General features: G+C 70.1%; 9 protein-coding genes. 3 read left to right on the top strand and 6 right to left on the bottom strand.

Annotation, left to right across the window (positions count from 1 at the left end):
• Positions 1–344: 344 nt before the first annotated feature.
• Together FB559_RS26940 and FB559_RS26935 are read right to left on the bottom strand one after the other, a co-directional pair.
• Positions 345–1388: a LacI family DNA-binding transcriptional regulator gene (locus FB559_RS26940; RefSeq protein WP_246122095.1), complete on the bottom strand. Its 1044-nt coding sequence runs from the start codon at positions 1386–1388 to the stop codon at positions 345–347.
• Positions 1389–1541: 153 nt separating this feature from the next.
• Positions 1542–3854 (bottom strand): discoidin domain-containing protein, encoded by a 2313-nt coding sequence (locus FB559_RS26935; protein WP_141958834.1) that lies wholly within the window; start codon positions 3852–3854, stop codon positions 1542–1544.
• A gap of 338 nt (positions 3855–4192) precedes the next feature.
• Here FB559_RS26935 and FB559_RS26930 point away from each other — a divergent pair, with 338 nt between their 5' ends.
• Positions 4193–5773: an alkaline phosphatase D family protein gene (locus FB559_RS26930; protein ID WP_141958832.1), complete on the top strand. Its 1581-nt coding sequence runs from the start codon at positions 4193–4195 to the stop codon at positions 5771–5773.
• Between the two features lie 246 nt (positions 5774–6019).
• Here FB559_RS26930 and FB559_RS26920 read toward each other — a convergent pair whose 3' ends face one another.
• The 3 genes from FB559_RS26920 to FB559_RS26910 all read right to left on the bottom strand — a co-directional run bounded on the left by FB559_RS26920 (position 6020) and on the right by FB559_RS26910 (position 9558).
• Positions 6020–7396 carry an FG-GAP repeat protein gene (locus tag FB559_RS26920; RefSeq protein WP_185792418.1) on the bottom strand — a complete coding sequence of 459 codons (1377 nt, stop codon included), beginning with the start codon at positions 7394–7396 and terminating at the stop codon, positions 6020–6022.
• An 81-nt stretch (positions 7397–7477) separates the two neighbouring features.
• Entirely contained in the window at positions 7478–8683 is a 1206-nt protein-coding gene (locus FB559_RS26915; protein WP_141958828.1) for a L,D-transpeptidase, read from the bottom strand.
• A gap of 218 nt (positions 8684–8901) precedes the next feature.
• Positions 8902–9558 (bottom strand): iron-containing redox enzyme family protein, encoded by a 657-nt coding sequence (locus FB559_RS26910; RefSeq protein ID WP_221640195.1) that lies wholly within the window; start codon positions 9556–9558, stop codon positions 8902–8904.
• Between the two features lie 235 nt (positions 9559–9793).
• Here FB559_RS26910 and FB559_RS26905 point away from each other — a divergent pair, with 235 nt between their 5' ends.
• Positions 9794–11098, top strand: coding sequence for an FAD-dependent oxidoreductase (locus FB559_RS26905; RefSeq protein WP_141958824.1), 1305 nt, complete (start codon positions 9794–9796; stop codon positions 11096–11098).
• A 33-nt stretch (positions 11099–11131) separates the two neighbouring features.
• Here the strand turns inward: FB559_RS26905 and FB559_RS26900 are convergent, their stop codons facing one another.
• A complete protein-coding gene (locus FB559_RS26900) occupies positions 11132–12874 on the bottom strand; it encodes a coiled-coil domain-containing protein (protein WP_141958822.1) in 1743 nt (580 codons plus the stop codon).
• 727 nt (positions 12875–13601) lie between these two features.
• On the opposite strand from FB559_RS26900, the gene FB559_RS26895 reads away from it, so the two are divergent.
• Positions 13602–13958, top strand: a complete 357-nt coding sequence (locus tag FB559_RS26895) for a four-helix bundle copper-binding protein (RefSeq protein ID WP_221640194.1) — start codon at positions 13602–13604, stop codon at positions 13956–13958.
• Positions 13959–13974 lie beyond the last annotated feature (16 nt).

The raw sequence follows: 13974 nt of genomic DNA, 5'->3' as shown, positions 1-13974 counted from the left end.
CCGGCCGGACCCCCGCACACGGCCGGCGTCCTGACGTGTCACGTACGGACGACGAACGCGCTTCGTGCACCCGGTTGCCAGGAACATACAGAGATGAGCAGTCTGGAGCAAGAGGCAGTCATATCGATGAAAAAACTGGACAGATAGCCGAGCGAGGTGTGCAGAGCGCCGGTCCGCCGGGCCGTCGAATCCTCTTACCTGCGGTTATTTAGTGACCTGGGACACATTCGCCCGGCGACGAAGGGTCGCGGGAACCGTCCGAGGGCATGCGTCGTGACAGGATCGTGATCCTGTGGTCGTCCGGATCCGGACGTGGCTCTCCCGCCCGGCGGGCGCGCCGCGAGTCAGGCCGTGAGGAGCCGCGCGGGGGCGGTGGACCCTCGCACGACGAGCTCCGGCTCGTAGAGAAGCTCCTCCGCCGTGAAGGCGGTCCGGTCGATCTGGTTGACGAGCATCGTCACCGCGGCCCGGCCCATCGACTCGATCGGCTGGCGCACCGTCGTCAGCGGCGGGTCGGTGCAGTTGATGAACGCCGAGTCGTCGAAGCCGACCACGGAGACGTCACCCGGCACCGTGAGACCCGCCCGGCGTACGGCGCGGATCGCGCCGAGGGCCTGCGGGTCGCTCGCGCAGATGATCCCGGTGAAACCGTTGGCGACGAGACGCCGGGTGACCGCCTGGCCGCCCTCGAGCGAGAAGAGCGCGTGCTCCACGGCGTTGTCGTCCAGCTCGAACCCTGCCGCCTTCGACGCCGCGGTGAACGCCGCGAGCTTGCGTCGCGACGGCATGTGGTCCTCCGGGCCGAGCACGAGGCCGATGCGCTCGTGACCGAGCGAGAGCAGATGGCCGAAGGCCTGGTCCACCGCGACCATGTCGTCGGTGGACACGCGCGGGAAGGTGAGCTCGTCGACGGCCGCGTTGACGAGCACGACCGGCAGGCGCAGGTCGAACAGGCGGTGGTAGTGCTCGTGGGGCGAGTTGACCTCCGCGTAGTGGCCGCCCGCGAACACCACTCCCGAGACCTGCTGGTCGATCAGCATCTCGATGTAGTCGGCCTCCGAGAGGCCGCCGGCGGTGCGGGTGCACAGGACGGGCGTGAAGCCCTGCTGGGCCAGCGCTCCCCCGATCACTTCGGCCAGTGCCGGGAAGATCGGATTGCCGAGCTCGGGCAGGACCAGGCCCACGAGCCGCGCGCGCTCGCCGCGGAGCTGGGTGGGCCGCTCGTAGCCGAGGACGTCGAGGGCGGTGAGCACCGCCGCACGTGTCGCGTCGGAGACGCCGGGCTTTCCGTTGAGGACCCGGCTGACGGTCGCCTCGCTGACCCCGACCTTCTTCGCCACCTCGGCCAACCGGCGCGTCTTGGTCACTTCCCCCGGTACACGTGTCACGTTGCAAGCATACGGCCGTTCAACGCAATTCGCTTGCATGGCTTTCGGCTCCCGGAACGCAAGGCTCTCAGCGTTCCTGAAAGCCTTGCGTCCACGAGGGACTGGACGCCCGGAGGAGGATGCGTCCAGTCCTCCTCCGGGCGCGGTCGGGGGTTACGAGGCGTACACCTCGAACTCGGAAAGCTGACCGGCCGGCCAGCCCGTGTTGCCGGTGATCTCGACACGCACGTAGCGAGTGCTCGCCGGGGTGAAGGAGACCGTGGCGGTGTTGCCGCTGGAGGGGTTGAAGGTGACCCCGCGCGAACCGGCGAGGGTGGTGAAGGTGGAGCCGTCCGTGGAGCCCAGCACCGAGAGGGTCTGCGTACGCGTGGCCCACGCGGTCGCAGGCGGCAGCTTCAGCACGACCCTGCCGACGTTGGTCTTGGCGCACAGGTCGACCGTGATGCGCTGCGGGAAGGCGTTGTTGGCGCTCTCCCAGTAGCTGTTCGCGTCACCATCGACCGCGTTGGACTCGACGTAATTCTGCGTGTGGCTGGTCGCGGTCGCCGTCTTGCCCTGCGCCATGTTGCCGCTCCCCGGGGTGCAGGTGGGCGGCGGGTCCGTCGGCGGGTCGGTGGGCGGCGGGGTGCCGCCGCCGGTCCCGCCCGGGTAGATGTAGTTGGGGGCGGGCCACTGGCCGGTGCAGGTGGTCGAGCCGAGGGTCCAGCCGCTGTTGCCGCTGCCGTACGTCGGGGCGAACCCCGTGCCGACGCAGTTGTGGATGTCGACGCCCGCGCCGATGTAGGACGCCTTGACGTTGTTGAACGTCGCGGTCGCCCCGGACTGGGCCTGGATCATGTACGTCCCGGTGCCGGCGACGTTGACGTTGTTGAAGTTCACCGTGTGCGTGGCGCCGCCCTCGATGAACTGGATCGCCTCGTAGGAGCTGTCGATGATGTCGGTGTCGGTGACGTTCACCGTCGCGTTGATCGCCTCGTTGAGCCCGTCGAACCAGATCGCGCCGACACCGAACTGCCAGTTGTAGTCGGAGTTGCCCGCGCGCAGCAGGGAGTTGCGGGCCACCGTGATGGTCCCCGCGACGGCCGTGCCGCTGCCGGAGTTGACGCCCGGGTAGCGGTTGGCGACGTGGATGCCGCCGCCGTTGGTGACCGTGTCGGAGACGACGTTGTCGGAGATGGTGAAGTCACGGCCGCCGTAGGTGACGATGTTGTTCGCCAGGACCGGCGCCACCACGGTGTTGTGCGTGAACGAGTCGTTCACGTTGGGCTTGTTCTCGGGCCAGCTCGCCAGGCCGTCGTCGCCGACGCCCCGTACGAAGGTGTTGGTCACCGTCGAGTTGGTCACGCCGATGTGGAAGTTCACGCCGTCGGCGGTCTGGTCCAGGATCCGGCTGTTCTTGATCGTGAAGTGGTCCATCGGGCCGTCCATCCAGGCACCGACCTTGGTGTGCTGGATCCACAGGTCATCGACGGTGGAGTTGCTCATCGCCCCGCCCAGGCCGTTGACCTGGTCGGCGTCGACCCGCTCGGTGATCTCGCCGATGATGGCGAAGTCCTTGAGGGTGACGTTCTGGCTCGGGCCGCCGTCGGCGACGTACTTGCCGTAGATGCCGGCGGCGCGGCTGCGGTTGTTCGGGTCACGGCCGGTGAGCACGCTGTACCACGGGCCGGCGCCGGCGAGCGTGACTCCGTCCACGATCACGTGGCCGTACAGCGTGTACGTGCCCTGCGGGATGTAGACGACCTTGCCCTGGGCCTTGCCCGCGTCGACGGCGGCCTGGAACGCGGCCGTGGAGTCGGTCGCGCTGTTCTTGGCGGCTCCGTAGGAGTCCACCGAGAGCGAGCCGGACGGCTGCCCGATCGGCGCCGCGACGTTCTCGAAGTCGGCCAGGTCCACGGTCACCGCGGCCGTCGTGGCGCCGGAGGTCTGGATGCGGACCTTGGTGCCCTGCGCCAGCGTCGAGCCGAACATCGTGCGGGTCTCGTCGTAGAAGTGGTGCGGGCTCCCGTCGCCGGGGTTGTTGCTGAACGGATAGCCGCCGTAGTACCAGGAGTACTTCGAGGTGAGGGACAGGTCCTTCAGCTTGGTGCCGTTCACGACCAGGTCCACGGGCGTGGTCAGCCCGGTCCCGTTCGAGCCGTCGGGCACGCTGTAGCGCACCGACATCGCGTTGGCGGCCTTCGGGACGGTGAACTCCACGTACTTGCCCGACCCGTTGAGCGTGACCGCCTGGCGGCCGGAGGCCTCCGACGGCAGGTGGGTGTAGACGCGGTCCGGGCCGATGACCGTGCCGTTGGTGGCCGCGCTCTCCGCCTCGACCTCGGCGAACGGCACCGTCGCGCCGCGTCCGGAGAAGGACCAGGGCGTGTCCGTAGCGGTCGCGGCGGAGGCCGTCGACGACGACAGGGCCGGGATGGCGAGGACGCTCGCGACGAGTGCGAGCGCGGCCGTGACGGCGAGTGCCATGGCCTTGAGTCTCGACGGTGCGGTGGGTGGATGTCCTGACGTGACCATCGCTTAACCCTTCTTGGCGAAGAGCCGGAGTCATCGCGTGATCAGGGACGCGCTGACAACGAACCCCGGCGGGGGGTGGGGTCTGGCCGCCTTGCCGACGGCGTTGGGCTGAGCACACAGTAGGACGACGGACGAATTAGCGCAATAAACGAACGGACTATTGCAAAAATCTCTCTAACTCGTAGAGTCTGGGACATGCCAGAACGCAGTCATGAGGCCGCCACACGATGTTGTCCGGCACGTCAGCGTCACGTCCCGTGACGGGCAGAAGCGGCACCTGAACTAGAGGCGTGCAACTCACACGCCGGAACCTGCTGATCGGAGCGGCCGGGCTGGCCGTGGCCCCCCGCCTCTCCCGGCGCCCGGGCGATCCGTTCTCCCTAGGTGTCGCGTCGGGCGACCCGACCCCCGATGGCGTCGTCCTGTGGACCCGCCTCGCCCCGAACCCGCTCGCCGAAGACGGGCACGGCGGCATGTCCGCCCGCGACGCCGACGTCGAGTGGCAGCTCGCCGACGACGAGAGGTTCAAGAGCGTCGTGCGGTCGGGCACGGTCACCGCGCGCCGGTCATGGGCGCACAGCGTCCACGTCGAGGCGGCCGGACTGCAGCCGGGCCGGGAGTACTTCTACCGGTTCCGCATGGCCGGGTACGTCTCGCCGGTGGGCCGTACACGTACGGCGCCCGCGCCGGGCACCGCACCCGACCTGATGTTCGCGACCGTGTCCTGCTCCAACTACGAGCAGGGCTACTTCACCGGCTACCGCAGGCTCGCCGAGCAGCAGCCCGACGTGGTGCTGCACCTGGGCGACTACATCTACGAGTACGCGCCGGGCGGGTACAAGGCGGCCGACGGCATGGTCGTCCGCCCGCACACCGAGGGCCGGTGCCAGACGCTGACCGACTACCGGCGGCGGCACGCGCAGTACAAGACCGACGCGGACCTGCGGGCGCTGCACGCGCTCGCGCCGTGGATCCCGGTCAACGACGACCACGAGGTCGAGAACAACTGGGCGGGCTCCCATCCGGGCACCTCGGGCGCGCCGGGGTTCGCCGAACGCAAGGCCGCCGGGTACCGGGCGTACTACGAGCACATGCCGCTGCGCCGCGCGTCGATGCCGCGCGGGACGCGGATCCAGCTGTACCGGCGGCTCTCGTGGGGCTCGCTGGCGACGTTCCACGTGCTCGACACCCGCCAGGTACGCTCCGACCAGCCGTGCGACGACGGGGTACGGATGGACTGCGACGAGCGTCTCGACTCACGGCGCGTGCTGACCGGGCCCGAGCAGCGTCGCTGGCTGGCCTCGGGACTCCGTTCCTCGGGCGCGCGCTGGAACGTGCTCGCCCAGCAGATCTTCATGGCGCAGCACGACTATCACCTGGGCCCGGGCAAGGAACTGCTGGTCGACACGTGGGACGGCTACGCGGCCGAACGCGACCGGGTGCTCGGCGACGTCGCCGCGTCCGGCGCCCGTAACCCGGTCGTGCTCACCGGCGACATCCACGCCCACTACGCCAGCGACCTGCTCGCGAACTTCGACGACCCGGACTCACGGCGCGTGGGGGTCGAGCTGGTCACCACGTCGATCACGAGCGACGGCGACGGGTACGACGACGCGGCCGGACGCGCGGTGGAACTGGCGGAGAACCCGCACATCAAGTACGTCGACCAGCGCCGGGGATTCGTCGTGTGCCGGTTGACGACGGGGGAACTGCGGGCCGACTTCCACACGATGCCCTACGTCTCGAAGCGGAACGCCCCGAGTACGATCGCGGCGAGCTTCACCGTGCCGGACGGTGCCCACGGCCTCGCCCGGTCGAAGGCCGCGACGCCCCGGCAGCAACAGGCCGCCGTCGCCGCCGGCCCCCGCTGACCCGGGGGCCGGTACGGGGTCGCCGTTCGTGATCAGGCGACCAGGCTCGACTCGCGCACGACCAGCTCGGTGGCGAGCTCGATGTGGCGGAACTCGATCTTCTCGCCGGCGGCCAGACGCAGCGCGGTGCGCATCGCGACCATGCCCATCTCGGCGATGGCCGAGGCGAGACGAGCCGAGATCGGCGGACGCGGTCGTCGATGGTGATCTTCATGGTCACCGGCCGGCGGCGGCGGCCAGGGCGGGTCACACGACGGCGTAGCCGAGCAGTTCGCCGGTGGAACCGTTCTGGATCGGCGTGCGGCTCTTGCCGTGCACGCGGTAGACCGTGCCGCCGAAGCCGCGGGCTCCCGGGGCGCCGACGTACAGGTCACGGCCGCGGATCGTGAGCGTCCAGCCGAACTGGGATGTCCGGCCGGCCGGTGAGGTGATCAGGGAGCCGCGGCGCAGGCCGCTTCCCCGGTGGCCGGTCAGCACCTGCACGGCTCCCCTGCCCGTCGCGCTCGCGACCAGGTCGGTGGTGCCGTTGCCGTCGAGGTCGGCGGCGGCCAGGGTGGTGCCGAACCGGTCGTAGTCGCCGGCCTTGCTCAGCGTCCACACGTCGTCGCGGCCGGAGGCGTGCAGCACGTGCACGGCGCCGGCCGCGAAGTTCTCCGGGATCTTGGTCTGGTCCTCGCCGGGGACGCCGATCGCGAGCTCGTCGGTGCCGTCGTGGTCGATGTCGGCGGCGGCGACCGCCGCGCCGAACTTGTCGTAGCGTTCCGGGACTCCGCGCACCCCCGGGCTGTCCTGCGTGACGCGGCGGGACCGGCGGGCGGCGGGGTCGAGCACGGTGACCGCGCCCGACGCCTCGTCGCCGTCGCCGGGCGCGCCCACGGCGAGCTCCCGATGGCGGCCGCCGTCGAAGTTCCCGATCGCCAGGGCCGACCCGAATCCGTCGGTCTGGCTCGTCTTCTGGCCCACCCACGAGGTGCGCTGGGTGATGAGCCGCCCGTCGCGCCGCCCGTGACCGAACACGCCGACGCCGCCGCCTCCGGTCAGTCCGGGCGCGCCGACGACGAGGTCGTCGCGACCGTCTCCGTCCAGGTCGCCGACCTCCAGGGCGGCGCCGAACCGGTCCGTTCCCGGCTTGCGGCCGAGGTCGCGCACGCCGAGGACCGGGCCGGGGCGCAGGCCGTCCGGCGAGCCGTAGTACAGGTACACCGCCCCGGTGCCGTCCGCACCCGGCCGCGGCGACCCGTGGTCCGGGGCGCCCACGGCCAGGTCGGCGCAGTGGTCGCCGTTGAAGTCGCCGGTGGCCAGCGTGGCGCCGAAGCCGGCGTCGCGTTCGGCGGCCGGCATCGTCAGCCAGGTCACGTGCCCGCCGTAGCCGACGGCCACGGTGCCCGCGCGGAAGCGACCGGAGACGGTGGCGTACGGGGCGCCGACCGCGTGGTCGCCGCTGCCGTCGCCGTTGAAGTCGGCGGCGGCATGGCCATGGCAGGGCTTGGGCGGGACGAACGCCGCGCCCAGTACGGCGGGATGTGCGGCGGTCTGGGGCCTCCTCACCGAACCCGCGGCGGCGGAGACACAGGTCAGCAGGATCACGGTGGTGGTGGCACCCACGCGCACGGCGGTCTTCACACCCGAAAGGCTGCCCTCGCTGTGGAACATCCTGCTTCACGGACAGTGTCCATTGGCTGACTTCTTGGGCATTTCCGCCGGTCAACGATGGTGGAGCGCGCTGCCCTTCAGCCACTTGTTCCAGGACATCTGGTAGAAGGACCAGCCGTTGTCGGGCTCGACCTGGCGGTCGGTGCCGGTGATGTCCGTCGGGTCACCGGGCTGGGAGTGCTTGTAGTACCAGATCGCGTCCGTGGCGGACTGGCGGATGCAGCCATGGCTGCAGTTGCTGTTCCCGAGGCATCCCTCGTCGCCGGGCGTCTGGTGGAGGTACTCCCCGGCACCCGAGACGCGGACCGCGTAGTGGATGAGCTCGCTGTAGTAGCCGGCGTCACCGGGGCCGCGGCCGGGCGAGGTCATGACGACGTCCTCGTCCTTTTCCATGTTGAGGTGGATGCCGCTGGTCGTGGTGTACTCCGCGCTGCCGCCCATACCCGCGCTGATGGGGACGTGGCGGACCGTCTTGCCGTCCCACTCGACCCGCATCTGGTGGCTGGCGATGTTGAGGTAGGAGATCTGCGCGGCGCCGATCTTGTAGGTGCGGACGAGGTCCTTGGCGCCGTACACGCCCTTGCCGCCCTTCACCCCGCCCAGGTGGGCGATCAGCGTGATCTTCTGATGCGCGGGCCAGTAGTCCTTCGCCCGGTAGATCACCTGCTTGTCGTCGAACCAGTGCCACGCGCCCAGAACCGGCTTTTCGGCGATCACCTGCAGTGACTTCTCGACCGCGGCGCGGTCGCGTACGGGCTGGTCGAAGTTGAGGATCAGGGGCAGGCCGACGCCGTACGTCTCGCCTTTGCGGCTCTCGAGGATCTCGTCCTGTGCGGCCTTGAACGTGCCGGCGGGCTTCTCGGTGTCGAAACTGCTCACCGCCGTGGCCGGCCGGCCGTCGGCGTTCAGCGCACTGGCCCGCACGCTGATCTTGGCGCCCGGCTGGAGGGTCCACTTCGACTGCCACTGCGTGTGGTCCGGATTGAACTCCCCCGAGACCCGCCTGCCGCCGCTGTCCAGGACGACGTCCGCGAGACGCCCTCCCGAGGAGCGGACGATGACCGGATCATCGGGCCGTACGCCGGCAGTGCCGTTGGCGGGGCTGATCAGCACCCGCGCCGCCGCGGCGTTTCCTTTCCGGCCGGCGCTGTCTCCCGCTGATGAACTGCCACCGCCACCGCATCCCGCGCAAATGACCATCGCGGCGCCGGTGGTGGTCGCGACGACCACTCTCAGACCACTGGCAGTGACGTGCATTCGCAACCCTTCCTGCGGCTCGGATCGTTAGTCGCAAAGCGTGATCGACCATGAGATACCCACGCTGAGCGGCGAGGATGCCAAAGACGGCGAGTCTTTGACAGGCAGCAGGAAAGTACACATGCGGCATATCACCGCATGATGGGGACGTTCTATTCCATTATCAGAGGAAAATTCGAGTAAAGCCCCCCTGATTTGATCGAGAATTCATCGTCGCATTACCCAATGTCGTCTAAACACGCGTCGATCCCGCGCCGGAAGAGTTCGAGCGATCGGCGCGCCGCCGACTCGACCTTCTTCCGCTCGTCCTCGCCTCCAACGGTGATCTTGATGAGCTCGAAGGCCTCGCGGGGGTGGGCGTCGTCGTACTCGGCGTGCTCGGTGAGCCAGAGCAACGCCCTCGTATCGTCGGGATACAGCTTGCGGAAGGCCGGAAGGACGAGCTGGGTCCACTCCCCCGTCGTGCCCTCGATCGCGTAGTTGACCGCGCCGAACGCCTCGGCGAGCGTGCCGCGGTAGCAGACCGACCACAGGTACTCGTACAGCGCGCCCACCTCGGGGCCCGGCCGGTGGGAGACGAGCTCGTCGTAGCCGATGCCGTGGGCGGCGGCCCAGTCGGCGTACCACTGGGCGTGCAGGGCCTCGGTACGGATATTGCCGATCAGCCAGTCGCGGGCGAGATAGTCGCCGGGCGTCTGGCCGAATGTGGTCTTCGCCAGATAGACGCCCATGTACTTCGGGAACGCCTCGACGACGCAGAAGAACTCCAGCAGCATCCGCCGCCAGGCCTTTTCCGGGAAGTCTCGCTCGGTGGTCGCGGCGAACAGTGGCGCCTCGAGTACCGCGGACCAATCGGGCCGTAGAGCATCCACCATGGTCAGGGCCCATGCTGGATGCGGAGTTTCGGTTAGTTCGCTTTTGACCGTCCGATGATGTTGCGTACGGGAAGGGGGTCGATTGACGGGACCGCTGTCAGTAGTCATCTCGCGACTCCTCGCTCGGGTTTTCCCAGTATCCGCGCCCTTCACAGCAGGTCAATATGCCTGTTTCATATAAGGGCACGCCATCGTGGAGCTTTTGTCCGCCCCCGTCGCACCCGGGAGGCCGTACATGAACCGCGACCACGCCGTCGTCATCGGCGGCAGCCTGGCCGGGCTCCTCGCCGTCCGCGTGCTCCTCGACCACTTCGACCGCGTGACGCTGGTCGAGCGCGACCGGTTCCCGGCCGGTGCGGCGTTCCGTCCGGGCATCCCCCAGTCCCGGCACCTGCACGTGCTCTGGACCCGGGGCATGGAGCTCATGGAGGACCTCTTCCCGGGCCTGGAGGAGACCCTCATCCACGCCGGAGCGGTGGAGCTCAAGGTGCCGGCCGACGCGCTGTGGCTGACGTCCGCCGGCTGGCGCACGCGTTTCGACCTCGCACGGCTGCTGACGTTCAGCCGCCCTCTGCTGGACTGGGCCGTACGTGCGCGGCTGGCCGCCTCCCCGTCGCTGGACGTGCTGGAGGGCAACGAGGTGACCGGTCTCCTGCCACGGGGCGCCGACGTGGCCGGAGTCGCGCTCCGTTCGGGCGAGGCGATGGCGGCCGACCTGGTCGTGGACGCCACCGGCCGGGGATCGCGGGCACCGGCGTGGCTGGGCACTCTCGGCTATCCGGCGCCACCGGAGACGCTGGTGGACCCGCTCCTGGGGTACGCGAGCCGCTACTACGCCATCCCGCCCGGCTTCGATCCCGGCTGGAAGGCGCTCTACCTGCAGGCGGACCCTCCGGCGACCCGCCGTACGGGCGGCCTGTTCCCCCAGGAGGGCGGACGCTGGATCTGCAGCCTGTCCGGGGCCGGCGGCGACTACGGCCCGACGGGAGAGGACGCCTTCCTGGAGTTCGCCAAGGGGCTGCGGGACCCAGTGCTGTACGAGACCATCCGCGACGCGGAGCCGCTGAGCCCGATCTGCGGCTTCCGCCGTACCGCGAACCACCGGCGGCACTACGAGCGCCTGCCCGCGTGGCCGCGCGGCTTCGTCGTCATGGGCGACGCGGCGTGCGCCTTCAACCCGATCTACGGACAGGGCATGAGCGTCGCCGCGATCTCCGCGCTGGAGCTGGACCGCTGCCTGCGGGACGAGCCGGACGGCCTCGAACGCCGGTTCCAGCGACGGGTCGCGCGCAGCGCCTCGGGAGCGTGGCTCATCGCGACGGGAGAGGACCTCCGCTACCGGGAGACGGAGGCGGCCCCGACGCGGCTGCGCACCCGGCTGATCAACTCCTATGTCGACCGCGTCGTCGCCACGGCCAACGTGAACCCACGCGTCTGCGCGAGCCTGCTCGAGGTCATCGCGCTCTCGTCACCGCCGGCCTCGTTGTTCTCCCCGGCCGTGCTCGCCAGGGTCACCGCGAACCGCCTTCGTTCCCCCTGACGGGCCGCCCTTCCCGTACGGTCTCCCGGCGGGTCACTCGTCCTTGGGCGGAAGGAAGCGGTGGCGGCGGAACGACTCGGGCGGGCCGGTCACGCCGCCGAAGTCGTGGCCCGGTGGGGAGCTCGGGAACGAACCGGGGGGCGGGAACGGGCCGGCCGGTGGGAGGCCCTCGGTCCCCTCCGCGGCCGGCGCGCCGAACTCCGGCGGACGCGCGTGCCGGGCCCCCTGGGGGCTGGCGTTGATGAGCTGGTCGAGCTGGGCCTTGACCTCGTCGGCCTCGGCACGCGCGGTGTCGCGTTCGGCGATCATGGTGGCCAGCGCGCCGCGGAGCTGGTCGACCATCTGGGAGTGCTCGCGTGAGCGCAGTTGCTGCTGGAGGAGGTTCGACTGCTGCTCTTCGAGCTCGTGGCGGGACGCCTCCAGCTCGGCGACGAGCTGTTCACCGGCCGCCAGGCGCGGCGCGGCCGCCTCGAGCTCCGAGCGGCACGACTTGAGGTCGGCCGACAAGGAGTCGCGTTCGGCGACCGCCTCGTCGAGCTGGCCGTTCACCTCATCGGCGTGGGACCGCGCCTCCAGCGCCTGCCGGTCGGCCTCGGCACACGCCTGCTCGGCCGCGGCCCGGGCCTTCTGCGCGATCTCCGCGGTCGTCCGCATCTTGTCGAGCTCGGACTCGGTGGATCTCAGCTTCGCGCGCGTCTCCTCCAGGGCCATCGACCGCTTGTGCGCCTCCTTGGCGTCGGCGAGCTCCTCGCGCTGGGCGATGATCTGGTCGCGTGCGGTGTCCAGCGTCGAGGTGAGCTCGGCGACCCGGCCCATCAACCGGTCCCGCTCGTCTCGTACGGCGGTGGTCGCGGTGTTGGCGGCCTCGGCGGTCCGTGTGGCCTGGTCGCCGATGTCACGCGCCGTGTCGCGTTCGGTGCGGGCCGACTCCAGCTGCGCCGTCAGCTCGGTGATCTCGGCCTCGGCCCGCAGTGCCCGGTCGCGTACGGCGCCGAGCGTGGCGAGGGCCTGCTCGGACTCCTGCCGGGCCGCCTCGCGCTCCCGGTGCGCGAGGGCGAGCCCGGCGGCGGCCTCGGCACGTGCCTCGGCGAGCCTGCGCTCGACGCCGGCCACGCTCAGCCCGCCCGTCAGCGAGATCGCCAGGAGCTCGGCGACGTCTTCGAGCCGCTCGACCATGTCCCAGGTCCGCGCCACCTGGCCGGCCAGGCCCGGCGTGTCCTGATCGCGCCGTCGCCGTTCGGCCGCCGCGTGCGCGCAGGCGCCGTCGTTGTCCGCGCAGTACCGCACCGGCGGCGACGAGTCGCCCGGCTGCGGGACCGCCCGCCCGCAGTACGCACAGGGGCGCGTCTCGCGGACCCGCTCGGCGTCGTACGGGTCTCGCTCGGCGTCGTACGGCTCCTGCACGGCATCGGGCGGGTCCTGTACGGCGTCGTGCGGGTCGTGGGCGGGCTCACGCGCGTCCGGCGCGTTCTCGGGTGCGTCATCCTCCTGCCGGGGGGCTCCGGCGTCCGGGCCGGGCGGCGGCGCCGTGTCGCCGGCCTCGCCGTCGGTCTCGGTGCCGCTCTCCGCGTCCCGGCCGTCAGGGCCCGGGACCTCAGGATCCGGGATGCCGGGGGGTTCGGCCTCTGCGGACGGAGCCTCGGCCTGCGCGGGAATGACGTGTCCCGGCGGGCGTGCGTCATCCCGTTCCGGCGCGGAGTCGCCGCCGTCGTCGCTGGGAGGTACGGCGGAGCCGGATGCGGGTGCGTTCTCGTCCGTCGGGCCGGGCACGCTCATCCCCCTCTGGTATCGGGATGATCTGGACTGTCAGCCCAAAGACCGTATCTGGTTCGAGGCGCGATCGGAGTCCACAACCACAAGGCTCGCGGGCCTTAATCCGGGACACCCGCCAGAGAGGCCCGGCAGCCGGAGTGCCGGGCCTCTCGCTCCCCCACTTGTGGCCGGACGACCGCGAGCCGGGGCTATTGCGAGCGGAGGAGGCTCGGGGAGGATGTCCCGGTGCGACCCGCGGCGATCCGTACGCCCCGACACAACCCCATGACCCGCGGGAACGGAAGGCTTCCGGCCTTTACACAAATTCACAACACGTGTGGGGCGCGCCGCGCAACCTGGCAACGAATGACCGGTTTTTCCGGGCGGCCACTTTCGGCCTGTCCGACATACCGGATATCGGGCGGTCCTTTCGCTGCTCGTACCGGCATCCCGGCCGCCCTCCCCAAGGGAGCAGAGTTACCCCGTCGGCGACCTAAGCCGCCCACACTTTGGCCGGGGTCGATGTCCGCCCTAGCCCGCAATGTCGCTAATCACCTATTAATACATTATTGGCCTGTGTGTCCACGGGCGACGGAACGGCCGTACAGCACGTCAGCGCAAAATAATGGGCGACCATTATAAAAGCGGCGACTGGTTGCAACTCGGACGGACGGTCGGGGGAATATGCCCACGTGAAGGGTCATTGATCCCGGCCCGCGGAGTAGGCGGGGCCACGTCCGGAGGAGGAACCGTGAACTACGGCGGAAAGATCAACGCGGATATGCAGAAGACCATCGACGCCTGCATCGAGAGCTATGGCTGTTGCGAGCAGACGATCACGCACTGCCTGCAGCAGGGCAACCAGTACGCGGACATGGCGATGATGGGCCCGCTGATGGACTGCGTCGACGTCGCGCGTACGTGCGCGGACATGGTGATGCGCCAGTCGCCGCACGCGGTCGAGATCGCCGCCATCTGCGCGCGCGTGGCCGAGATGTGCGCCGAGGCGTGCATGACGATGAACAGCGACCCGGTGATGAAGCGCTGCGCCGGGATCTGCCGGACGTGCGCCGAGGCGTGCCGGAGCATGGCCGGCGTGCGGGCCTGAGATCCGTCGGACCCCC

The organism is Actinoallomurus bryophytorum (genome assembly GCF_006716425.1).
Taxonomy (GTDB): Bacteria; Actinomycetota; Actinomycetes; order Streptosporangiales; family Streptosporangiaceae; genus Actinoallomurus; species Actinoallomurus bryophytorum.
The sequence above is the reverse complement of the archived record's forward strand: the minus strand, read 5'-3'. Positions and strand labels throughout refer to the sequence as shown.